The following is a 20894-nucleotide window of genomic DNA, read 5'->3' as shown; positions in this document are numbered from 1 at the left end:
CTGGTCAGGGCCGGGGCCGGAAACTACGGAAGACCAACTGCAGGTCCGGGTACGCGTCGCCCCACGACGAATCCGGCGTCTGCCAATAGATTCCGTACGCCTGATGATCGTTCACCACCACGCCGCGGTTGTTGACGTGCTGCCGGGCGTGCGACCCGTCGAAGGTGAACTCCCAGTCCGCGGCCTTGACGAAGTAGTTGACCGCCACGATGTGGACCTCGTGGTATCCCGGGAAGTCACCGTGCGCGACGCGGTAGTCCGCCTTGCCCCGCCAGTCCGCGACCGGGTTCATGTTCGGGTGCGTGGTCTGATCGATGCCGAGGACCCGGCCCGCGCCGCGGAAGTACACGATCGACCCCTCCCGCGATCTGGTCCACCCCTTCGGCACGTACACCGAGAACCCGGTCGGATCGCGGTAGTCGGTCCATCCGCTCGGCACGGCGGGCAGGGTCACCCGGCTGCCCGAGCTCGCATCCGGACGCGCCGCGGCCGAGGAGGGGACCGACGGGGTGACCGATGGGCTCGGGGACGTCGCTTCGGTCGGCCCGGCGGACGGTGCCAGCCCGGTCCCCGCTCGCTCACCGTTCCCCGCTTGCTCACCGTTCCCCGCGCGCTCGCCGTTCCCCGCGCGCTCCGCGGTGGCCGCCAGGACGACGACCGTGCCGGCGACGATCAGAAGCGTCACCGACAGCGCGAGCACCCACCGCCAGCGCCGCAGCCACGAGCGGACGACGGCGGACGATTCCTCGACCGGCGCCGCGGCGGCCCGCAGCAGTCGCCCCGCCTCGTCCGCATCGATGCGGCGCTCCGGATCCTTGCGCAGCAGCCCCGCCAGCACTGCTCCCAGCACACCGGCCTGCCGCGGCGCCTCCGGCTCCTCCGCCGCCAGCGCCATCAACGTCCCCACCGCCGATGGCCGCTGATATGGCGGCCGCCCCTCCACCGCCGCGTACAACGTCGCCCCGAGTGACCACAGATCCGAGGCCGCCACCGACTCTCCGCGCAGCGCCCGCTCCGGCGCCATGTACTGCGGCGACCCGAGCAGCAGATCGGAGCTGGTGGTGCCGCCGTCCTCCTCGATCGTCGCGATCCCGAAGTCGGTCAGCACCACCCGGCCGTCCGCGGCCAGCAGCACATTGGACGGTTTCACGTCCCGGTGCAGCACCCCGGCCCGGTGCGCCGCCCGCAGCGCATCGAGCAGCGCCAGCCCGATCTGCGCCACCCGCCGCGGTTCGAGCGACCCCTCCGCGTCCAGCACCTCCTGCAGCGACCGCGACGGGACGTGCTCGAGAACGATCCATGGGTGCTCGTCGACCTCGAAGACGTCGAACACCCGCGCCACGTTCGGATGCGTCAGCCGCGCCGCCGCCCGCGCCTCGCGCAGCGTCCGCCGGCGCAGCGCATCCCGTTCGCGCGCGAGCAGCTCGGCGGGGAGCACGACCTCCTTGACCGCCACGTCGCGGTCCAGCACCACGTCCCGGGCCCGCCAGACCCGGCCCATGCCGCCCTCGCCGAGCGATTCGGTCACCCGATACCGCCCGGCCACCAGTCCCGGCCCGGCGGTGGTCATGCCATCGACATACCCCGAACCGTCCGGACCCACGCACACTGGCGCTTGACCTGGAGCGCACTCCAGGAAATAGCGTCGTCGTCATGCAGACGATCGAACTCGGCCGCACCGGCCGGCAGGTCAGCCAGCTCGCCCTGGGCGCTATGCAGATGGGGAACGCCACCGGCGAATCGGACTCGATCCGGATCCTCGACCGGTACCTGGAGGTGGGTGGCTCGTTCATCGACACCGCCGACTGCTACGAATGGTGGGCCCGCAAGGGCGGCCGCGGCGGCGACAGCGAGGAACTGCTCGGCCGCTGGATGCGCGACGGCGGCAAGCGGGACCGGGTCTTCCTCGCCACCAAGGGCAGCGCGCTGCCGCACTACTCCCCCGACCTGTGGGCCGAGGACGGCACCGCCAACTGGGAGCTGGCCCGTCGCACCTTCGCCGGCGCCGGTGCGAAGACCCTGCGCGACGCCCTCGACGGCAGCCTGCGCCGGCTCGGCACCGACCACGTCGACCTCTACTACATTCACGTCGACGACCGGGCCACCCCGCCCGAGGAGACGCTCGAGGCGCTGGCCGGTTTCGTCCAGCAGGGCAAGGTTCGCTACCTGGGCTGGTCGAACGTGCGCACCTGGCGCCTGGAGCGCATCCGCGGACTGTGCGCGCGCAACGGCTGGCCGCTCCCGGTCGCCGTCCAGCAGCAGCACAGCTACCTGCGCCCGCGGGCCGGCCTGGCCTCGGCTTCCATCGTGGACGCCGAGCAGCTGGACTACCTGCGGGACAACGACGATCAGACGCTGGTCGCCTACTCGCCGATCGTGAAGGGCATCTACGACAGCCCCGAGAAGCGTGCGAGCCACTGGATGATGGACAGCTACGCCGGGCCCGACGCCGACGCCCGCCTGGCCGCGGTCACCGAGGTGGCCGCCGAGGCCGGCGTCACCCCGAACCAGCTGGTCCTGGCCTGGCTGCTGCACCAGACCGGCCCCCGTGTCATCCCGCTGATCGGCCCGCGCACGCCGGAGCAGTTCGAGAACGCCCTGCCCGCGCTGGACGTCAAGCTGACCGAGGAGCAGCTGAACCGCCTGGAGCAGGCAGGAGCCTAGACGGTACGCATCGCCGGTCGCGCTACACGTCGCGCACCTCGACGACGCGCGCGGCCGGCGCGTCCTCGCCGACCGCGGCCCGCAGCGCAAGCCGATCCGGATCGGCCAGAAAGTCCTCCAGCCCGGCCGCCGCGCCGAACCGTATGAGCTGCACCTCGGTGGCACCGTCACCGCTGCGCAGGCGCCGCTCCAGCGTCCCGCCGTGCCGGCCGAGCAGCCCGAGCACCTCGTCCTCGTACCGCTGCCCGGCCGCGACGGCGCCGTCCCGCATCTCCACCACGACGGCCAGCAGAAGGTCAGTCATGACCGGTAAATCTAGACCGGCGAGCGCACAACGAACGCCGTACCCTGGCCCGTGTCGAGGTAGATGACGTAGTCCCGGTGCACGACCAGCGCCCGCCCCGGATAATTGATCGATTCCAGAACGAAGGCGGTCCCGCCGCGGGCCGGCGCCGTGCAGAAGGTGGCGTCCTGGGCGAACAATTCCGATCGGTCGCGCCGGTCGAGCCGGAGAACGAAGTCCCGGTGCCGCAGGAAATAGCCCGGAAGGTTTACTGATTCGAGCGAAATGCAGCCGTCCCGGCCGAGTCCGTTTCGGACCACGAATTGGGAATCCGCGCGTTCCCGAGCGTCGGTGCCCGATCCGAACCGGTCCACCCGGCCGATGAAGTCGCGGTGCCGCACCCGGTAGTCCGGTGCCGCCGCGACCGCCAGGCCGACCGTCGCGCCCACCTTCAGCTCGGCCGCCGGGGCCGGCTGTGCGGACGGCTTCGGGGACGTCGACGCCGACGTCGTCCGCGGCGTGGCGCGGCTTCGGGTCGGACCGGCGTCCACCGGAGCCGTGGTGAAACTGCTGCTCGGCGCCGGGAGCACCGACACCGGCGGGGACGGGATCCAGTCCACCGGCGGGTTGATGAGCTGTTGCACCACCTGCTCCGGCCCGGCGGGATCGCCGGGCGGGTAGAGAAACGTCAGCAGGGCGGCCACCCCGGACGCCACGGCGAGCGCGCACGCCACGAGCACCCGCCGCGCCCGGGCGGCCTGAGCCGCGGCGGGACCGGACGGAAGGGCGCGATAGGCGACGCTCCGATAGCTGTCGTGACGCATGTAGCATCCGCTCCTACGGCCGTCGCCTAAGGCACTCTTAAACTCTCGAAAAGGCATTCTTGCGGCGAAGGGCACGAAGGGCAAGAGTGAGATTTAAGCCCTTCTTTGGCCGTCTTCCCGAGTCCGTGGCGAGAAAATGAACTCCCGGCCGGGTGCGCTGCGTATTGCCAGTCGACGCCATCCGTAGCCGCACTCGAGGAGACGATCGCGTGGACGCCTCCGACCTACCCAACACCGCCGAGTGGCCGCGCATCTCCGATTACTGGCCAGACGCTCCACATCGGATGAGCCCGCAGGCCGACTACTACCCCGACACCGACAACCGAGCGACGGCCGCTCCCCCGGCGTACCCGCAAGATCCGCAACCGCAACGCCTGATCAGCCCGCCGCCCCCGCCGGCCCGCAAGGGCCTGCGGCTGCTGCTCGGCGCCCTGGCCACGATGGTGTTCCTGGGCGGCAGCGTGGTGGTGCTGACCCGGCTGGTGCAGCGCGACACCGCCACCCCGGTGGCCGGCGCCCCCCAGCCCTCGGCCGCGGCCTCCGAGCCGGCGCCCAGCCCGCCGGTGTCGATCGCGCCGGCCCCGGCATCCGCCTCGGCGACGGCCACCGGGAGCGCCGCGCCGTCGACCGGCACGACCGCACCGCCCGCGACGCTGCCGTTCACCTCCGGCACGTTCGAGCTGGCGTCCGATGTGGCCGTCATCAACGTCACGGTCGCCGCGATCGGAACCGATCCGGTACGGGTCAGCACGCCCGCCGGCAGCGGACTCAAGACGCGTCTGACCCGCGACGGCAGCAGCATGCAGCTGACCGCGCAGGCCGTCGACAAGAACGGCTCCGGCCGGCTCGACGTGCGGTTGAACAGCAAGGTCACCTGGTCGGTGCGGATGACCGGCGGCGCTCGCGAGGAGAACTTCGCGCTGGCCAAGGGCTGGATCCGGCGGATCGACCTGATCGGCGGCGTGGCCCGGATCAGTATGGCGCTGCCGACGCCGGACGAGACGCTGCCGATCCGGATGGTCGGCGGTGTGAACACCTGGCGGATCACCACGCCGGTGCGCGTGCCGGTCAAGGCGCTGCTGCGCGACGGCGGCGGCCGGGTGATCCTCAACGGCGACGAGACCGACGGCATCGATCGCAACACGACGCTGCGCGCCGGCGGGGGCGACAACGACTCGGGCGGCCTGACCATCGACGCGGTCTCCGGCCTCGGCACCCTCATCGTGGCCCCAGCAGCCGGAACAGGGTGAGCCACCGCTCCGGCCTCGGCCCGCTCATCGTGGCCCCAGCAGCCGGAACAGGGTGAGCCACTGCTCCGGCCACACCTCGCCGACCGGCGCGTCGGGGTCCAGTCGCGCCGCCCTCGTCACGCCGTAGGCCCGCCGGCCGTAGCGGCGCACGAGGGTGGCGTGCAGCGACCCACCCGCACCGCTGAAACCGTCCGCGACCAGCCGGTGCCACGCGGGCATCAGCTCGGGTCGCACCAGCGGCACCGGCCGCCGCTCGACCTGCAGAATGCCGCCATCGACGCGGGGCGCCGGGCGAAACGCCGTGCGCGGCACCCGCCCGGCCAGCCGCCAGGAGAACTCCGGCCAGGTCAGCACGGTCATCCGGCTCCACCGGCCGTAGTCGCCCGATCGTTTCCGAGCGTATTCGAGCTGGGTGAGCAGCGTCGCCCGGCGCAGCGTCGGCGCGGCCAGGCACCAGCGCACGACCGCCGCGGTCAACGCGTACGGAATGTTGCCGGCCACGACGAAGCTCTCGCCGGGCGGCTGCGCCGCCAGAAAATCCTCCGTCCGCACGCTCAGCCGCGGATCGTCCGGCAGGTGCCGGGTCATGCTCACATCGATCTCGTACGCGACCAGCCGCTCACACATCGCCAGTAACGGCCGGGTGAGGTGGCCCCGGCCGGCCCCCACCTCGTAGACGAGCGTGCCGGGCCCCGGCACGGCGAGCGCCGCCAGGCGGCGGGCCTGCGCGGGGTCGGCGAGAAAGTTCTGTCCCAGAGTGCGCCGGGCGCGGGCATGCTCGCGCCGGGTCGGTGTTGCCATGAGGCCGTGGGTCCCGTCTGAGAGACACGGGCGAGCCCGGCACGAACCCGTCGGTCCGATGGTGCGACGCGACAGGTGCGGAAAGGCCCGTCCGATCCGGAATGGACTCGTGGGCCCCGGCGAGGAACGGTTCGGCTACGCGGCGATCGCCAGGGCCAGGCCCCGGGCGCGCGTGCGGAACGAGTGCAGCGGTCCCCGCGAGGGCGCGAGAACCAGGTAGGTCACCGACATCCGGCCACCGTATCGGTCGCCGGTGCGGTCGTCAGCCGATTTTCCCGTCGATGCGACGCACCACAGTGGCCGATCGCGCGCGACGTGTAGCCGACAGGGTGCTGGCGGTATCGGCCCGAGGTCAGCACCCTGTTGGCATGACGACAACGTTCGACCGGGAGAGCGTTCGCGGCAGCGCCGAGACGCTCAAGGACAAGCGCCTCGAGCTGTCCGCGCTCGCGATCCCGGCGGGCCGCGGGTGGGATCCGTGCCGGGACCGGATGGCCGAGGTGCTGGCCACCCAGCCGGCCGGCATCACCGACGTCATCAAGAAGCTGGACACCATCCAAGCGATCCTGGACGATCTGCCGCCGAGCCCGGCCGCCAACCGGGTGGCCGCGTTCAACTCGCTCTACAACCGGATCACCCGCCGGGTGGACGGCGCCCTGCGCGGCGACGGCGTCAACCAGCCCAACTTCCTCGAGTTGCTCGACGTCCAGTTCGCCAAGCGCTACTTCGACGCGCTCGAGCTGTGGAACCAGGACGACGAGGACACCCCCGACGTGTGGGAGGTGCTGTTCAAGCGCGGCAAGGACCTCAAGATGAGCAAGCTGACCGCGGCCATGCTCGGCGTCAACGCGCACATCAACCACGACCTGTCGCTCGCGCTGATCGGCACCTGGGCCGACCTGGGCGCACCCACCGACGATCTGATCCACCCGGACTACCTGCTGGTCAACCAGATCTTCTACGAGGAGATCCCGCCGCTGCGGCGCGGCTTCTCCACCCGGTGGCAGCTGGAGATCGACGAGTTCGTCGGCCCGCTCGACGACTGGAGTCAGCGCATGCTGGTCACCGTGACCCGCGCGCACGCCTGGGACCAGGCCCGCCGGCTGTGGGCGCTGCGCGACGACCCGGAAGACTTCGAGCAGGCCCGGCGGGCAATGGATCGGGCGGCGTCGCTGGTCGCCGAGTTCGCCATCGTCGGCGACCGCCTGATCACCACGACCGGCTGGGGCGTGACCGGCACCTGGCATCTGCTGCGCCGGGTCTTCCACCCACGGACGGGCCGCCACGTGCCGCACGGCCGCCGATAGCGCCGCACCGCAGCCGCGAGCGCACACGTCCCAACCCGACACCGCCCGGGCCGTGAGCGCGCACGTCCCGAACCCCCACCACAGCGCCCCGGGCCGTGAGCGCGCACGGCCCAAGCCCTCACCACCCCGCCCGCGCTGTGAGCGCGCACGGCCCAAGCCCCCACCACCCCGCCCGCGCCGTGAGCGCACACGGCCCGAACGCCGATCGCCCCGGCCGCGCGGTGAGCGCGACCGGGGCGATGGGTGGTGTGTCGGATCAGTGGGCCATGGCCGGCGGGGCGTCCGGGTCCACGTCCAGCGGTCCGGTGCGGAACAGCAGCGTGGCGACGATCGCCGCCAGCACGAAGAAGCCGGCCGACCACCAGAACACCGTGTGGTAGCTGGCCAGCTGAGCCTGCGCCGCGAGCAGGGCGGACGGCTTGTGGCTGCTCGCGTAGTGCGTCGCCGCGCTGGTCGCGAACGAGCTGAGCAGCGCGGTGCCGATCGAGCCGCCGATCTGCTGGACCGTGTTGATCATTGCCGAGGCGACGCCCGCGTCACGGTGCTCGACGCCGCTGGTGGCGGCGTTCTGCGTGGGGGCGAAGACCAGGCCCAGCCCGAAGCCGATGATCAGCAGGCCGGGCAGGACGTTCGCCGCGTACGTCGAGGTCAGGTCGAGCCGGGTCAGGAAGGCCATGCCGCCGGCCGCGATCAGCGCGCCGACCGGGACGAGCGGGCGCGGGCCGATCTTCGGGGTGAGGATCGAGCCGGCCGTGGTCGCCGAGAGCATGATCGCGCCGAGCATCGGCAGGAAGGCGAGACCGGTCTGGATCGGCGAGAACTTGAGGAACACGGTCAGGAAGTAGGTGAGGAACAGGAAGATGCCGAACATGCCGGCGCCGGCGATGCCGATCGAGGCGTATGAGCCGCCGCGGTTGCGGTCGAGAACGACGCGCAGCGGCAGCAGCGGGTGCTCCACCCGGGTCTCGATCACGACGAAAGCGATCAGCAGGGCGACGCCCACGATGATCGGGATCAGCGTGATCGCGGCGCTCCAGCCGTCGGTCTCCACCTTGCCGAGACCGAAGACCAGCCCGACCAGGCCGCCGACGGCGGTGATCACGCCGGGGATGTCGAGCTTGTTGCGGCTGGTGACCGGCTCGTCCTGGAGCTTCGTGAGCGCTCCCGCCACCGCGATCGCGGCGATGGCCAGGTTCACGTAGAGGCACCAGCGCCACGACGCGTACTCGGTCAGGACACCGCCCAGCAGCAGGCCGACCGCGCCGCCGGCGCCCGAGATCGCGCCGAAGATGCCGAACGCCTTGCCCCGGTCGGCCGGCTCGGTGAACGTGGTGGACAGCAGCGACAGGGCGGCCGGGGCGAGGGCCGCGCCGAACGCGCCCTGCAGGGCACGAGCGACGATGAGCATCTCCAGACCGTTCGCGGCGCCGCCGAGCGCGGACGCGAGCGCGAAACCGATCAGGCCGATCAGGAACATCCGCTTACGGCCGAAGAAGTCCGACAGCCGCCCGCCGAGCAGCAGCAGACTGCCGAACGCGAGCGCGTAGCCGGTGACCACCCATTGCCGGGAGGCGTCGTCGAAGCCCAGGTCACGCTGCGCGGTGGGCAGCGCGATGTTCACGATCGTGGCGTCCAGCACCACCATGAGCTGGGCCATCGCCAGCACGACCAGTGCCCACCAGCGGCCTGTGTGCCCGGCGGCGGGGTCGGCCGGGGGCGGTGCCGGGCGGCGTAGTTCCGTGGTGGTGCTAGTCATCAAGCGCCTTTCCCGAACGGACGGAGGATAGAAATTCGTCCCCCGTGGGTTCGACCGGCCACGGCGCAAACTGAGCCGCTGATCCATTAGCAATGAACGTCACAAACCAGGACCGCACGGACAGAGCGGCGCGTCCGTGACGCCGGACACGTTCTCCCGCGGATGAATGCTCGAAAGGACGCCCCGACTGCCCTTGGCAGATGCCGCGCGGCGGTCGACCCTCTCCTTGTCGGCCGTCGAGCAGAAATGATCGGAGGCGTGCCATGACAGACGCCTCGGAAGCGCTGGATCGCCTCCCGCCCGAGCGAAAACCGCCAGATCCGATCACCACCCGCCGGCCCGGTCCGGACGTGCTGCCCGGAGCGGGCAACGCCGCGATCGCCCGGATGCTCTCGGGCACGCCGGCCGCGCCGGCCCTCGCCGAGCTGTCCCCGTTCGCCGGCAACGCACAGATCGCCCGCCTCGCCGAGCAGGGCGACGGGGCCGGCGCGCCGCCCGCCCCGCCGGTGGGCGCTCCCGCCGCGGCGGGCGTCCGGTTCGGCGCGCACGGCGAGGCGGTGCGGGACGCGCAGGTCAAGCTCAGCCGGGTGCAGGCCTCGGCGCTGCCGCTCACCGAGGACGGCCGGTTCGGGCCGCTCACCGAGGCGGCGGTGCGGACCTTCCAGACCACCGCGGGCATCACGCCGGTGACCGGCGTGCTCGACCCGGTCACCCAGGCCCGGCTGGACGCGGCGTTCGCCGCCCTGCCACCCCCGGTGCGCGCGGTGCTCACGATGGGCTCGACCGGCGCCGACGTCGCGTTCGCGCAGCAGAAGCTGAACGCGCTCGGCGCCAGTCCCCGGCTGGCCGTCAACGCGGTCTTCGACGGGAGCATGCTGGTCGCCGTCATCGCGTACGAAATCGCCGCTTTGAAAAGGTTTCCCACCGGTACGGTCGACGCAGCGATGTGGGCGGATCTGGACGCGAAGGTGAAGGGCGGGTTCGTCGCGCCGGAGGGGGCGGTCGCCCGCAACGTCGAGCAGGACACCCCGAGCGACACCGCGAACTCGCTGGGCACGCAGGTGGCCGGCACCTCGCTGCATCCGGTCACCGGCGTCGGCGGGCTGACCCAGGGCCCGGCGGTCCAGGAGCTGCAGCAGAAGCTGAACAAGGCGGGCGCCGCGCCGCCGCTGGTCGTCGACGGCGTTTTCGGACCGAAGACGACCGCCGCGCTGCAGGCGTTCCAGACCGGAAAGGTGCCGGTCACCGGCACCGCGGACAAGGCGACCTGGGACGCGCTCGACGCGGTCGCGCCCGGCTCGACCGTGGGCGCGGTCGAGCGGCAGTGGACGGAGGTGGTCGGCGGCGCCACCTACGGCATGACCGGCGCGAGCGCGTCCCGGTACTCCTGGGAGATTCAGGCGAAGCGCATGCTGGTCACGGTGAAGGTCAACTTCACCGGTCTGCCCGCCCCCGCCGCCTGGTTCTCGCACGTCCAGACGGCGTGGAACCAGTACATGGGCGTCGAGCCGGCCTCGGGCAAACAGATGCCGGTCGACTTCCGCATGGTCCGCGGCGCCGGCGGCGACGCCAGCACGGTCAATGTGGTGGCCGGCACCGGCCGGGCCAACGCCGGCACGTGGTATGCCGCCGACCCGAACGCGTCCTCGACCGTCCCGCACGAGTTCGGCCACCTGATCGGCCTGCAGGACGAGTACCAACTGCACCCCGGCGACTACGTGCGGGCGACCGGTCACGAACCGCCGGTGGGCGACGCGACCGGCCCCGGCATCCCGCCCGCGACGATCGCCACCAACCTGCAGAACGCGATGGTCGCCCGCAACTCGGCCAACGCCCGGGCCGCCAGCACCGGGGCGGGCGTGCGGGAGGGCGCCTTCGCCCAGCAGGTCGTGGCCGCGTACGCGAAGCTGGCGACCACGACGGTGCCCGCGGTCGCCGCCGCACCCGGCCCGCCGCCGGTCCCGGCCCAGCCGGCCGTGGCGCTGACCGGCGATCTGATCTTCGACCTCAACGCCGCGCTGCCCGACGACAACGACCGCTACGCCACCATCCAGGTGTTCAGCTATTCGAGCGCCTCGCTGTTGGGCGATCCCGGCCGTGAGTTCGACCCGCACGACCACGGCGCGCAACCGCGCCACGTGGCCGAGTTCATGGCTATCCTCGGCCAGGCACTCGGCGGCACCTGGGAGGCGAAGCGTCGATGATCCTGCGACTGGTGGTCACGGACGGCAGCCAGACACCGGCCGTCGCGGAAAGCGTCGAGGTGTCCGAGGACGGCGCCATCTCGGGCTGGCGCAGCGTGAGCGAGGGCGGCGTGGGCTGGTTCGCCGGTGTGCTCCCGTCCGGTGAACTGGCCGAGCTCCGGGCGCTGATCGACTCGGATCGGCCGGCGCCACCGTCCGCTCCCCCGCCGCCCGTCTCCGGCCAGGAGACGCTCGAACTGCCCGGCGCGGAGCCGACCGCGATCGCCGGCGTGTCGTCGCCGCTGGCCACCGCCGCCCGCCACCTGCTGAGCCGCCTCACCGACTTCCCGCACGCCGCCGTCGCGGTGTCCCACCCCGAGCCCACCATCGCGAGGCTGTCCCACCGCGGCACCGACCCGATCAGGCTCGATCTGAGCACCGTCGACTGGCGGGAAACCGCCTGGCGCGGCTACTACGAACCGGCCGGCGACTGGTCCGGCGCGGCCGCGGGGCCGCCCGAGGTCGAGGCCGGCCCCGGCTGGACCTTCGACATCCCCATCCAGCCCACCGACGCGACCGTCCACCTGGCCGTCGACCTCACCGTCCTGAGCGGCCCGACCCGCATCCGCGTCCGGGCCAAGCACACCCCTGCGATGGCCTAGGTTCGGACCGTTCGCAAGAGGTGGGCGTGCAACGAGAGCGGCGACTCTCCCTCCGGCATCGCCGTCACTCGGACGGGCTCGACGGTCGTGTCCGTCCACCACGGCGGTCCGAAGGCTTCGCGCAGGAAGTCCTCGGTGATGCCCCATCCCTCGCCCGCCTCCACCGACACGGCGACGATGAAAAGCGCGCCGCCCGGGGCGGCCACGACGGGGAGTTGGGCCAGGTAGGCGTCGACCTGGTCGGGACCGATCCGATGCAGGCTGTGCAGCAGGCCCGAGTCGAAGATCGAGTTGAAGGACGCGGCGGGCAGCGACAGCCGGGTCGCGTCCTGAACGCCGAAGGTGATCGAGACGCCGGCCGCGGCCGCCTTGGCACGCGCCTGGTCGATCGCCACGGCGGAGATGTCGAAGCCGGTCACCTCGAAACCGCGGCGGGCCAGCTCGATCGCCAGATCGCCCTGGCCGCAGCCGGCGTCGAGGACCCGCGGGCCGCGGACCTCATCCTCCAGCACCGGTACGAGCGCGGGCTGCGGGCCGCCGATCTGCCAGGGCGGCCGGCTCGAGCGGTAGACCTCGTCGTAGTCCATGACGCTCATAGGCGTCGATCCTAGACTCGGAAGACCCGCAGCTGCAGGGCGAGCGTGGCGTAGTAGCCGACCAGTGTGGTCAGCTCGAACACGATCGGGCGGCCGAGCACGCCGACCGCTTCCGCGTATTCGTGATCGGTGAGGTCGGAGCGGGACGCGAGGGCGGTGGCGATCGAAAGGACCATTCGTTCGTACGGGTCGGGGAAAGCGCTCGGGTCGCCCTCGCGGAGGGCGGCCAGCTCGGCGTCCGACATGCCGGCGGCCCGGCCGACGGCCTCGTGCGCGTGCCGTTCGAAGGCGCTGTCCCAGACCCGGGCCACGGTCAGGACGGCGATCTCCCGGGCCCGGGCGGTCAACCCCGTACGGTAGCGAACCGCGGCGCCGAGGCCCTGCAGCGCCGCACCCAGCGCGGGCTGCAGCAACATCGCGTTGAACGGCCCCTCCAGCGCGCCGTCCTCGCCGACGAGGGGGAACGGCCCGGACGCGCGCGGGCCGCCGGCGATCGCCTCGTACAGGGCGCGCTGGTCGTCCGACAACGACGACGGCCGCATGCGGGGCAGCCGGGGTTTCCCGACCCGCTGTTCGCCGGCCGGGTCGCGCGGGCTCATCCGGGCGTGCCGGATCTTCGTGACTCGGTCATGCGGCGGAAGTTACTTTCGGAGAGTGAGAAAAACAAGCTTCCGTACGACCATTGACACTCGAGTCGGAACCGGAAACACTCGGGTGGCAACGCTCCGGAAAGCCGTTATCACCTGGTGAAAGTGATAGGTCATGACGCGCACGGTCTTCACCAACGGACTCGTCTTCGACGGCAGCGGCAGCGCGCCCGCGCCGGGCGAGGTGGTCGTCGAGGGTGACCGGGTGGTCGAGGTGCGTGCGGCCTGGCAGGACGATCATGGCGACGACCAGGTGTTCGACGCCACCGGCTGCACGGTCATGCCCGGCATGGTGGAGTCGCACGCGCACCTGACCTTCCCCTCGGCGGTCGGTCACCTCGACCCGTCGTTCAACCCGCCGCTGGACGTGTCGTTCTTCCACCACATCGAGGGCCTCCCGAGCGAGCTCGCGCGCGCCGAGCGGAACGCGTCGATCCTGCTCGACGCCGGCTTCACCTCGGCGTACTCGGCGGGATCGATCCTGCCCATGCCGGTCGAGGTGATCCTGCGCGACAAGATCAAGGCGGGTGCGGTGCCGGGTCCGCGCATGCGCGCGGCGAGCATGGAGCGGGACAATCATCCGGTACGCCCGGACGGGCACGTGGAGCCGGACTGGCAGGGGCCGCAAGCCTGTGCGCGCTGGGTCCGCGACATGGCGGCCCAGGGCTACGACAGCGTGAAGTTCCTGCTCAGCAACGACGACGTGTTCATCGAGGGCGGCTCGCACCTCACCCAGTACACGCTCGAGGAGGCGATGGCGGCCGGCGCGCAGGCCCGCGAGTCGGGCGTCTGGCTGAACTGCCACGCCCAGTCGGCCGAGTCGGTCAAAATCGCGGTCAAGGCCGGTTTCCGATCGATCTACCACTGCACGTACGCGGACGAGGAGGCGCTCGATCTGCTCGAATCGGTGAAGGACTCGGTCTTCGTCTCCCCCGCGCCGGGCATCATCTACGCGAACGTCTACGAAGGCGAGGAGTTCGGCATCACCCGCGAGGTCGCCGAGAAGATGGGATCGGTCGCCGCGCTGGAGGGCATGGCCGCCGTGTACCCCGAGATCCGGCGCCGGGGCATCCGCGCGCTGCCGGGCGGCGACTACGGCTTCCCGAACAACCCGATCGGCCGCAACGCCCGCGACCTCGAGCTGTTCGTGGACGTTCTCGGCTACTCGCCGCTGGAAGTGCTCACCGCCGTCACCCAATACGGCGGTCAATTGCTCGGCCTCGGCGACATCGGCATGCTCAAGCCGGGCTGGGTCGCGGATCTGCTCGTGGTCAAGGGCAACCCCGCCGAGGACGTACGCATCCTGCAGGACGCCGACAACCTGCGGGTCATCATGCAGGCCGGCCGGTTCCACAAGGCTCCCGCAGCCGCATGACCATTTCCGTGCACCGGGACGTCGTGTACGCGCGGCACAACGGGTTCCGGCCGCTCGCGCTCGATCTGTACGTGCCGCCCGGCGCCGGCACGCTCTGCGTCTACCTGCACGGCGGCGGATGGCGGACGGGCAGCCGGCGAGAGGGCCCCGGGCCGGCCGCGTCCTGGTTCTTCGAGGAGGTCGCGTCGCTCGGGCTGGCCGTCGCCGCCGTCGACTACCGCCTGAGCGGCGAGGCGGTCTTCCCGGCCCAGCTCGACGACGTGCAGGCGGCGCTGCGCTTCCTCAGGGAGTCACATCGGGCGTACGGGATCGCTTCTGATCGGATCGTGTGCTGGGGGACGTCGGCCGGTGGTCAGCTGGCGGCGCTGGCCGCCCTCGCGCCCGGCTCGCCGATCGCGGCGGCCGTCTGCTGGTATCCGCCGACCGATTTCGACGCGCTCGCCAAGGACATCGAGGAGGCCGGCGGGACCGGCGATCGCAGTGCCGCGTCGCGGGAGGGTCAACTGATCGGCGCCGGTCTCGACGATCGCCCGGACCTGGCCGCGGCGGCGAGCCCGGTCAATTTCGCGCACGCCGGGGCGCCGCCGTTCCTGCTGCTGCACGGCACCGCCGACCGGGCCGTCCCACCCCGGCAGAGCGCGCGGCTGGCGTCGGCCCTCACCCGGGTGGGCGCCGCCGCCATCGTCGAGCTGATCCCCGGCGCCACGCACATGTTCCCCGAGCTGGACCAGCCGGCGGCCCGGGAGGTGGTCCGCCGATCGGTTTCGTTCCTGCTCTAGTTTCCGACGCCGCACCGGCCGTCAATCCCCAAGCGCCGCCTGGACGAACCGCTGGCGGATCTCGCCGATCCCGTCGACCGTGCTGACCAGTGTCTCGCCCGGCCGCAGATAGCGGGGCGGAGTCCGGCGGTTGCCGACCCCGGCCGGCGTACCGGTGAAGATCAGGTCGCCGGGCAGCAGCGGGCAGATCGCCGAGATGCGCGCCACCAGGTCGTCGATCGGGAAGATCATCTGGCCGGTGCGGCCGTGCTGCACGACCTCGCCGTCGAGGCGGCACTCGAAGGCCAGGTCGTCGCGGTCGGGCAGTTCGTCCGGCGTGACCGCGACCGGGCCGATCGGGCCGAACCCCGGGAACGACTTGCCCAGCGAGAACTGCGCCGGGGCGCCGCGCGACTGGACCACCCGCTCGGAGAGGTCCTGCCCGACGGTGAGCCCGGCGATCGCGTCCCACGCCCGATCGCGGGCGATCCGGTAGCCGCCACGACCGATCACGGCGACCACCTCGATCTCCCAGTCCGGCTTGCCCGGCGGCAGCGTCACCTCGGTGTCCGGTCCGGTGATGCAGGACGGAAACTTGGTGAAGACCAGCGGCTCGTCCGGGGGCTGGAAGCCGGCCTCGGCGGCGTGCGGGCGGTAGTTGAGCGCAACCGCGAAGACCTGCCGCGGGTTGGGCACCGGCGGCCCGAGCTTCTCCGCCGGCACCGCGCCCGCATAGTCGGTTTCCCGCGCCCAGGTGACGAACGCGGCAAAGTTGGCCAGGACGTCGAGTGGATCGCTCGAAAATGGGCCGTGCCGCGCCACGTCCAGAGCCAGCCCGTCGCGAACGAGAACGAGCCGCCCGTCGATCGTGCCGAATCGCATGATCAGAGGTCCTCGGAGTACAGCGACCCGGAGTAGGGAGGCGTGTCGTGCGCGGCGCTCCACGGCACCACGTGGTTGCGCAGCGTGCCGACGCCGGCGATTTCGGCCTCGACGACGTCGCCCGGCTTGAGGTAGAAGTCGAACGGGTTCGGCTGCACCGCGGCGACCCCGGAGATCGTGCCGGTGGTGATGATGTCGCCGGCCGTGTAGCCCTGCGGCGAGTGGAACGCGACCAGGTGCGGGATCGACAGCACCATCTGGTCGGTGTTGCCGGACTGCCGGACCTCGCCGTTGACCCGCAGCTCCATCGCCAGCTTCTGCGCGTCCGGAACCTCGTCGGCGGTCACGATCCACGGCCCGATCGGGCAGAACGTGTCGATCCCCTTCGAGAACGAGAACACGCCCGACTTCATCTCGCGCCGCTGGATGTCCCGGGCGGTGATGTCGTTGAACACCGTGTAACCGGCGATGTGGTCGACCGCCTCCTCCGGCCCGAACCAGCGCCCGCTCTTCCCGATGATCACCGCGAGCTCGAGCTCGTAGTCCAGTTCCCTGGTCAGCCCCTCGGGGTAGACGATCGCGTCCTCCGGCCCGATGATCGCGTCCACGTTCTGGAAGAACACGATCCCCTTGTGCACCGGGTGCGACCAGTTGACCTTCTGCAACTCCTCGTGATGCACGGCGAAGTTGCCCGCCGTGTGGAAGAACTTCTTCGGCTGGATCGGCGCACGCAGCGTCACATCCGCGAGCGCCGGCCGCGCACCGGTCTCCGGCACGCTCCCGCCGCGCTCGAAATACTCCCGCATCGACCCGCAGCCGAGCTCGATCACGGTCTCCCCGTCGATCCGCCCCACGCGCCCGTCGTCGAAGGTGATCAGCCGCATCGAGTTCTCACTCTCCGAAAGTAGGTTTCTCCCGGAGAAATCTTCCGCCGTCGCGCCGCCAACGTCAAGGCGGCTGGTCACTCCGAGGGCGATCGGTACCGCAATTTTCCGGTACGGGACAGACCGCTCGCGTCGCATGGGAAGTGGGATCACAATCGATGGCGACATCCTTCGCAGCGGGGAGGCGATCGAGGATGGGCAATGCGTCGCTGCTCCTGGCCATCGTCGTCGCGCCGTTCGCGACGATCGCCCTCGTCCGGCTCGTGCTGCGCCGCCGGCGCGCCGCCCGGTCCCTGATCACGACCCCGTCGCGACTGCCGCGGCCCGGCGAGAACACTGGGGCAGCGGCCGAGACCGACGCCGAGCGCCGCGAACGGCTCGTCGAGCAGGCGTTCCTGGCGGGCGCGGTGCCGGCCGTCTGGTACCGGCACGCCAAGGGCGCGCTGGCCGCCGAAGCCGAACACCCACCCGCATAGCGCTGCCCCGAAGGGTCGGCGCGAGACGGTACCTGCAGGCTAGGGTCGCGTATCTACGTTTCGGTCCAGCACCGTCGCTTGTGGAGTCCGACGCCGCCCGGGAGGTAACCGATGCTCCGAGCGCTTTCCCTCGTCGCGGTACTGGTGATCGGCTGGGCGGCGGCGCCTCTGCTGGTCTACTGGGGGTTGTCCGAGGCCTCGGGCTCGTCCGGGTCGGCGCGGCGCGGGCGGCCCGGCCGGCGCATCTTCCCCGCCTCGGTGGGCAGCCTTCCCGCCTCGCGAAGCGCCTCCCGCAGCAGGAACTCGATCTGGGCGTTCGTGCTGCGCAACTCGGCAGCCGCCCAGCGGGCCAGCGCATCGTGCACCGCCGGGTCGAGGCGCAGCAGGATGCTCTTGCGCTCTGCCATCGCGCCGGATCAGTGGTAGAGGGTGCCGGTGTTGACCACGGGCTGGGTGTCCCGATCGGCGCAGAGCACGACCAGCAGGTTGGACACCATGGCCGCCTTGCGCTCCTCGTCCAGTTCGACGATCGACTGCTCGGAGAGCCGGGTCAGCGCCAGGTCGACCATCCCGACCGCGCCCTCGACGATCCGCTGCCGGGCCGCCACGACCGCGTTGGCCTGCTGCCGGCGCAGCATGGCCTGGGCGATCTCCGGGGCGTACGCGAGATGCGACAGCCGCGCCTCCACGATGGACACCCCCGCCGACGCCACCCGGTCGCCGATCTCCTCGGCCAGCCGCCGGGTGATCTCGTCGGCGCTGTCCCGCAGCGAGATCTCGCCCTCGCTGTGCGCGTCGTACGGGTAGCTGTTCGCGATGTGCCGCACCGCGGTCTCGGCCTGGATCGCGACGAACTGCTCGAAGGAGTCCACGTCGAAGACCGCCTTCGCGGTGTCGCTGACCTGCCACACCACGACCGCCGCGATCTCGATCGGGTTGCCGTCCGCGTCGTTGACCTTGGTGACCTCGGTCTGATGGTTACGGATCCGGGTGGAGATCGCCTGCCTCGTGGTGAACGGGTTGACCCAGCGCAGCCCGGTCTCCCGGACGGTACCGGTGTACTTGCCGAGCAGCAGGACGACCCGGGCCTGGCCGGGCCGGACCGGGGTCAGCCCGAGCAGCACGATCACGTCGGCGACGAGCAGCACGACACCGATCGTCACGGTGACCGGGGCGGCCACCACGATCAGGGCAACCCCCACCACCACCGCGGCGAGGCCGCCGAACAACACGGGAATGCCGGGCACCCCGTTCGCGGGGCGCTCCTGGTAGGTGGTCATGGAATCCTCCTTGCTCCGGTGCCTATCATAGTGATATCACATTTCCCATGAACCGCCAGTTGGAAATCGATCGGGTCAGCAAGCGCTACGGGGACGTGGTCGCGCTGCAGGGCATCACGTTCGAGGTGCGCTCCGGCGAGATCTTCGGCCTCGTCGGCAGCAACGGCGCCGGCAAGACCACCGCCATGCGCATCGTGCTGGGCGTGCTGGAGGCCGACGAGGGCGCCATCCGATGGGAGGGCCGCCATATCGGGCTGGAGACCCGCCGGCGCATCGGCTACATGCCCGAGGAGCGCGGCCTCTACCCGCGCATGCGGGTCGCCGAGCAGTTGGTCTACCTGGCGCGCCTGCACGGCATGTCGCCGGCGGAGGCGCACGCCTCGGTGGATCGCTGGGTCGAGCGGCTGGGCGTCGCCGGCCGCCGGGACGACGACGTGATCAAGCTGTCGCTCGGCAACCAGCAGCGCGTGCAGCTGGCCGCCGCGCTGGTGCACGACCCGGAGATCCTGGTGCTCGACGAGCCGTTCTCCGGCCTCGACCCGGTGGCGGTCGACGTGATGAGCGGCGTGCTGCGCGACAAGGCCGACGCCGGCGTGCCGGTGATGTTCTCCAGCCACCAGCTCGACCTCGTGCAGCGCCTGTGCGACCGGGTCGGCATCGTCCGGCAGGGTCGCATGGTCGCCGTGGGCACGGTCGACGAGCTCCGGGCCGGCGGGCCGGAGGAGCTGATCGTACGGGCGCCCGCCGCCCCGCCGGGCTGGGCCGCCGCGCTCACCGGCGTGACGGTGCTCGCCGAGTCCGCCGGCGGCACCCGGCTGGCCCTGCACGACGGCGCCGACGACCAGGCGATCCTGCATGCGGCCCTGGCGACCGGCCCGGTGCACGAGTTCACCCGCGCCCGCCCGTCGCTGACCGACCTGTTCCGGCACATCGTGAGCGCCGGCGAAGAGCCCACCGTGAGCGCCGATGAGGAGTCCACCGTGAGCGCCGGCGAAAAGCCCACAGTCAGCGCCGGCGAAAAGCCCATCGCGAGCATCGAGGACCAGTCATGACCAGTCTCGGCACCGTACGGCTGATCGCGAACCGCGAGATCACCACCCGGCTGCGCTCCAAGGCCTTCCGGATCGCGACCCTGGTCAGCGTCCTCATCCTGGTCGGCATCGCGGTGGCCACCAAGCTCGCCGGCGGCGGACCGTCCTATCAAGACGTCGGCCTCACCCCCGGCACCGCCCCGCTGACCGCCGCGCTCACCTCGACCGCGCAGGCGATCCACGTCGACATCCACACCCGGGACGTCGCCGAGGAGGCCGGCCGTCAACAGGTGGCCGACGGCAAGCTGGACGCGCTGCTGGTCGGCGCGCCGGGTTCGATCCGGGTCGTGGTCAAGACCACCCTCGGCGACGATCTGCGCTCGGTCCTGCAACTGGTCGCCCAGCGCGCCGCCCTCGACCAGCAGGTGACCGCGCTCGGCGGCGACCCGGCCAAGGTGGCCACCGCGATCTCCGCCGCGGCGGTGACCGTGACCGCTCTGGAACCGCCGAAGAAGGCCAACAGCGAACAGCTCGCGATCGGCATCCTGACCAGCATCCTGATCTACATGGCGCTGCTGCTGAACGGCCAGGCGGTGGCCCAGGGCGTGGTCGAGGAGAAGACCAGTCGCGTCGTCGAGATCCTGCTGGGCACCGTACGCCCATGGCAGTTGATGATCGGAAAAGTCCTGGGCCTCGGCACGGTGGGGCTGGTCCAGGTCTCGGCGATCGCGCTCTCCGGAGTCGCGGCCGCCGTCGCCACCGGGGTGCTGCACCTGCACTCGATCTCGACGGTCAGCGCGATCGTCTGGCTGATCGTGTGGTTCCTGCTCGGCTACGCCGCCTACTCGCTCGCGTTCGCCGCGGTCGCGTCGCTGGTCTCCCGGCAGGAGGAGGTGGCCGCCGCGACCACCCCCGTGCTGATGCTGCTGGTGGTCGGCTACGTGATCGGCATCTCGATCCTGCCGAGCAACCCCGGCTCGCCGATCGCCGCGGTGCTCTCGATGATCCCGATCTTCGCGCCGACGCTGATGCCGGTCCGCCTGGCGCTCGGCGTGGTGCCGGCCTGGCAGGCGGTGGTGTCGCTGGCCGGCATGATCGTGGTGATCCCGGTGCTGCTCTGGGTCGCGGCCCGCATCTACCGCAACGCGGTGCTGCGCAGCGGCGCCCGGGTGCGGCTGAGGGACGCCTGGCGATCAAGCTGACCTGTCCGTCCGACGGCGAGCTGACGTGATCAT

General features: G+C 71.5%; 21 protein-coding genes. 10 read left to right on the top strand and 11 right to left on the bottom strand.

Features of this window, described 5'->3' with window-relative positions; all coding sequences use genetic code 11:
- Positions 1–4 precede the first annotated feature (4 nt).
- A complete protein-coding gene (locus ODJ79_RS36175) occupies positions 5–1570 on the bottom strand; it encodes a serine/threonine-protein kinase (RefSeq protein WP_263028171.1) in 1566 nt (521 codons plus the stop codon).
- A gap of 83 nt (positions 1571–1653) precedes the next feature.
- Between ODJ79_RS36175 and ODJ79_RS36170 the strand changes: the two genes are divergently transcribed.
- Positions 1654–2664, top strand: coding sequence for an aldo/keto reductase (locus ODJ79_RS36170; RefSeq protein WP_263028170.1), 1011 nt, complete (start codon positions 1654–1656; stop codon positions 2662–2664).
- A gap of 22 nt (positions 2665–2686) precedes the next feature.
- Here the strand turns inward: ODJ79_RS36170 and ODJ79_RS36165 are convergent, their stop codons facing one another.
- Together ODJ79_RS36165 and ODJ79_RS36160 are read right to left on the bottom strand one after the other, a co-directional pair.
- Positions 2687–2968 carry a hypothetical protein gene (locus ODJ79_RS36165; RefSeq protein ID WP_263028169.1) on the bottom strand — a complete coding sequence of 94 codons (282 nt, stop codon included), beginning with the start codon at positions 2966–2968 and terminating at the stop codon, positions 2687–2689.
- A gap of 11 nt (positions 2969–2979) precedes the next feature.
- On the bottom strand, positions 2980–3771 hold the full coding sequence (locus ODJ79_RS36160) for an AbfB domain-containing protein (RefSeq protein WP_263028168.1): 792 nt from the start codon (positions 3769–3771) through the stop codon (positions 2980–2982).
- A gap of 209 nt (positions 3772–3980) precedes the next feature.
- On the opposite strand from ODJ79_RS36160, the gene ODJ79_RS36155 reads away from it, so the two are divergent.
- On the top strand, positions 3981–5021 hold the full coding sequence (locus ODJ79_RS36155) for a hypothetical protein (protein WP_263028167.1): 1041 nt from the start codon (positions 3981–3983) through the stop codon (positions 5019–5021).
- A gap of 24 nt (positions 5022–5045) precedes the next feature.
- On the opposite strand, the gene erm is transcribed toward ODJ79_RS36155, so the two are convergent.
- Positions 5046–5822: a 23S ribosomal RNA methyltransferase Erm gene (gene erm / locus ODJ79_RS36150; protein WP_263028166.1), complete on the bottom strand. Its 777-nt coding sequence runs from the start codon at positions 5820–5822 to the stop codon at positions 5046–5048.
- Between the two features lie 368 nt (positions 5823–6190).
- Here erm and ODJ79_RS36145 point away from each other — a divergent pair, with 368 nt between their 5' ends.
- Positions 6191–7129 (top strand): DUF5995 family protein, encoded by a 939-nt coding sequence (locus ODJ79_RS36145; protein ID WP_263028165.1) that lies wholly within the window; start codon positions 6191–6193, stop codon positions 7127–7129.
- Positions 7130–7385: 256 nt separating this feature from the next.
- On the opposite strand, the gene ODJ79_RS36140 is transcribed toward ODJ79_RS36145, so the two are convergent.
- Positions 7386–8885 (bottom strand): DHA2 family efflux MFS transporter permease subunit, encoded by a 1500-nt coding sequence (locus ODJ79_RS36140; RefSeq protein WP_263028164.1) that lies wholly within the window; start codon positions 8883–8885, stop codon positions 7386–7388.
- A gap of 263 nt (positions 8886–9148) precedes the next feature.
- On the opposite strand from ODJ79_RS36140, the gene ODJ79_RS36135 reads away from it, so the two are divergent.
- Together ODJ79_RS36135 and ODJ79_RS36130 are read left to right on the top strand one after the other, a co-directional pair.
- Positions 9149–11089, top strand: a complete 1941-nt coding sequence (locus ODJ79_RS36135; protein ID WP_263028163.1) for a peptidoglycan-binding domain-containing protein — start codon at positions 9149–9151, stop codon at positions 11087–11089.
- Positions 11086–11730: a hypothetical protein gene (locus ODJ79_RS36130; protein ID WP_263028162.1), complete on the top strand. Its 645-nt coding sequence runs from the start codon at positions 11086–11088 to the stop codon at positions 11728–11730. The genes ODJ79_RS36135 and ODJ79_RS36130 overlap by 4 nt, the downstream gene beginning before the upstream one ends.
- Here ODJ79_RS36130 and ODJ79_RS36125 read toward each other — a convergent pair.
- Together ODJ79_RS36125 and ODJ79_RS36120 are read right to left on the bottom strand one after the other, a co-directional pair.
- On the bottom strand, positions 11727–12326 hold the full coding sequence (locus ODJ79_RS36125) for a class I SAM-dependent methyltransferase (protein ID WP_263028161.1): 600 nt from the start codon (positions 12324–12326) through the stop codon (positions 11727–11729). The two genes, ODJ79_RS36130 and ODJ79_RS36125, sit on opposite strands and share 4 nt — an antisense overlap.
- Before the next feature lie 11 nt (positions 12327–12337).
- Positions 12338–12925, bottom strand: a complete 588-nt coding sequence (locus ODJ79_RS36120; RefSeq protein WP_263028160.1) for a carboxymuconolactone decarboxylase family protein — start codon at positions 12923–12925, stop codon at positions 12338–12340.
- Between the two features lie 163 nt (positions 12926–13088).
- Between ODJ79_RS36120 and ODJ79_RS36115 the strand changes: the two genes are divergently transcribed.
- Both ODJ79_RS36115 and ODJ79_RS36110 read left to right on the top strand, forming a co-directional pair.
- Positions 13089–14348: an amidohydrolase family protein gene (locus tag ODJ79_RS36115; RefSeq protein ID WP_263028159.1), complete on the top strand. Its 1260-nt coding sequence runs from the start codon at positions 13089–13091 to the stop codon at positions 14346–14348.
- Complete coding sequence (locus ODJ79_RS36110; RefSeq protein WP_263028158.1) at positions 14345–15127, top strand: alpha/beta hydrolase; 783 nt, start codon at positions 14345–14347, stop codon at positions 15125–15127. Before ODJ79_RS36115 ends, ODJ79_RS36110 begins: the two co-directional genes overlap by 4 nt.
- Before the next feature lie 21 nt (positions 15128–15148).
- On the opposite strand, the gene ODJ79_RS36105 is transcribed toward ODJ79_RS36110, so the two are convergent.
- A complete protein-coding gene (locus tag ODJ79_RS36105; RefSeq protein WP_263028157.1) occupies positions 15149–15988 on the bottom strand; it encodes a fumarylacetoacetate hydrolase family protein in 840 nt (279 codons plus the stop codon).
- 2 nt (positions 15989–15990) lie between these two features.
- Positions 15991–16872, bottom strand: coding sequence for a fumarylacetoacetate hydrolase family protein (locus ODJ79_RS36100; protein ID WP_263028156.1), 882 nt, complete (start codon positions 16870–16872; stop codon positions 15991–15993).
- A 194-nt stretch (positions 16873–17066) separates the two neighbouring features.
- On the opposite strand from ODJ79_RS36100, the gene ODJ79_RS36095 reads away from it, so the two are divergent.
- Positions 17067–17348: a hypothetical protein gene (locus ODJ79_RS36095; RefSeq protein ID WP_263028155.1), complete on the top strand. Its 282-nt coding sequence runs from the start codon at positions 17067–17069 to the stop codon at positions 17346–17348.
- A gap of 176 nt (positions 17349–17524) precedes the next feature.
- Here the strand turns inward: ODJ79_RS36095 and ODJ79_RS36090 are convergent, their stop codons facing one another.
- Together ODJ79_RS36090 and ODJ79_RS36085 are read right to left on the bottom strand one after the other, a co-directional pair.
- Entirely contained in the window at positions 17525–17755 is a 231-nt protein-coding gene (locus ODJ79_RS36090) for a hypothetical protein (protein ID WP_263028154.1), read from the bottom strand.
- A gap of 9 nt (positions 17756–17764) precedes the next feature.
- Positions 17765–18628 (bottom strand): SPFH domain-containing protein, encoded by an 864-nt coding sequence (locus ODJ79_RS36085; RefSeq protein WP_263028153.1) that lies wholly within the window; start codon positions 18626–18628, stop codon positions 17765–17767.
- A gap of 47 nt (positions 18629–18675) precedes the next feature.
- Between ODJ79_RS36085 and ODJ79_RS36080 the strand changes: the two genes are divergently transcribed.
- Positions 18676–19680, top strand: a complete 1005-nt coding sequence (locus tag ODJ79_RS36080) for an ABC transporter ATP-binding protein (RefSeq protein WP_263028152.1) — start codon at positions 18676–18678, stop codon at positions 19678–19680.
- Positions 19677–20861: an ABC transporter permease gene (locus tag ODJ79_RS36075; protein ID WP_263028151.1), complete on the top strand. Its 1185-nt coding sequence runs from the start codon at positions 19677–19679 to the stop codon at positions 20859–20861. The genes ODJ79_RS36080 and ODJ79_RS36075 overlap by 4 nt, the downstream gene beginning before the upstream one ends.
- Positions 20862–20894 lie beyond the last annotated feature (33 nt).

This window comes from Actinoplanes sp. KI2 (genome assembly GCF_025630775.1).
In the GTDB taxonomy this organism is placed as follows: domain Bacteria; phylum Actinomycetota; class Actinomycetes; order Mycobacteriales; family Micromonosporaceae; genus Actinoplanes.
This window is presented reverse-complemented; position numbering and strand designations above follow the sequence as displayed.

Bases quoted from the DNA above. Each gene is read 5' to 3' on its own strand.
- ODJ79_RS36175 (WP_263028171.1), bottom strand. From the start codon at position 1,570: ATGACCACCGCCGGGCCGGGACTGGTGGCCGGGCGGTATCGGGTGACC.
- ODJ79_RS36170 (WP_263028170.1), top strand. From the start codon at position 1,654: ATGCAGACGATCGAACTCGGCCGCACCGGCCGGCAGGTCAGCCAGCTC.
- ODJ79_RS36165 (WP_263028169.1), bottom strand. From the start codon at position 2,968: ATGACTGACCTTCTGCTGGCCGTCGTGGTGGAGATGCGGGACGGCGCC.
- ODJ79_RS36160 (WP_263028168.1), bottom strand. From the start codon at position 3,771: ATGCGTCACGACAGCTATCGGAGCGTCGCCTATCGCGCCCTTCCGTCC.
- erm (WP_263028166.1), bottom strand. From the start codon at position 5,822: ATGGCAACACCGACCCGGCGCGAGCATGCCCGCGCCCGGCGCACTCTG.
- ODJ79_RS36145 (WP_263028165.1), top strand. From the start codon at position 6,191: ATGACGACAACGTTCGACCGGGAGAGCGTTCGCGGCAGCGCCGAGACG.
- ODJ79_RS36140 (WP_263028164.1), bottom strand. From the start codon at position 8,885: ATGACTAGCACCACCACGGAACTACGCCGCCCGGCACCGCCCCCGGCC.
- ODJ79_RS36135 (WP_263028163.1), top strand. From the start codon at position 9,149: ATGACAGACGCCTCGGAAGCGCTGGATCGCCTCCCGCCCGAGCGAAAA.
- ODJ79_RS36130 (WP_263028162.1), top strand. From the start codon at position 11,086: ATGATCCTGCGACTGGTGGTCACGGACGGCAGCCAGACACCGGCCGTC.
- ODJ79_RS36125 (WP_263028161.1), bottom strand. From the start codon at position 12,326: ATGAGCGTCATGGACTACGACGAGGTCTACCGCTCGAGCCGGCCGCCC.
- ODJ79_RS36120 (WP_263028160.1), bottom strand. From the start codon at position 12,925: ATGAGCCCGCGCGACCCGGCCGGCGAACAGCGGGTCGGGAAACCCCGG.
- ODJ79_RS36115 (WP_263028159.1), top strand. From the start codon at position 13,089: ATGACGCGCACGGTCTTCACCAACGGACTCGTCTTCGACGGCAGCGGC.
- ODJ79_RS36110 (WP_263028158.1), top strand. From the start codon at position 14,345: ATGACCATTTCCGTGCACCGGGACGTCGTGTACGCGCGGCACAACGGG.
- ODJ79_RS36105 (WP_263028157.1), bottom strand. From the start codon at position 15,988: ATGCGATTCGGCACGATCGACGGGCGGCTCGTTCTCGTTCGCGACGGG.
- ODJ79_RS36100 (WP_263028156.1), bottom strand. From the start codon at position 16,872: ATGCGGCTGATCACCTTCGACGACGGGCGCGTGGGGCGGATCGACGGG.
- ODJ79_RS36095 (WP_263028155.1), top strand. From the start codon at position 17,067: ATGGGCAATGCGTCGCTGCTCCTGGCCATCGTCGTCGCGCCGTTCGCG.
- ODJ79_RS36090 (WP_263028154.1), bottom strand. From the start codon at position 17,755: ATGGCAGAGCGCAAGAGCATCCTGCTGCGCCTCGACCCGGCGGTGCAC.
- ODJ79_RS36085 (WP_263028153.1), bottom strand. From the start codon at position 18,628: ATGACCACCTACCAGGAGCGCCCCGCGAACGGGGTGCCCGGCATTCCC.
- ODJ79_RS36080 (WP_263028152.1), top strand. From the start codon at position 18,676: ATGAACCGCCAGTTGGAAATCGATCGGGTCAGCAAGCGCTACGGGGAC.
- ODJ79_RS36075 (WP_263028151.1), top strand. From the start codon at position 19,677: ATGACCAGTCTCGGCACCGTACGGCTGATCGCGAACCGCGAGATCACC.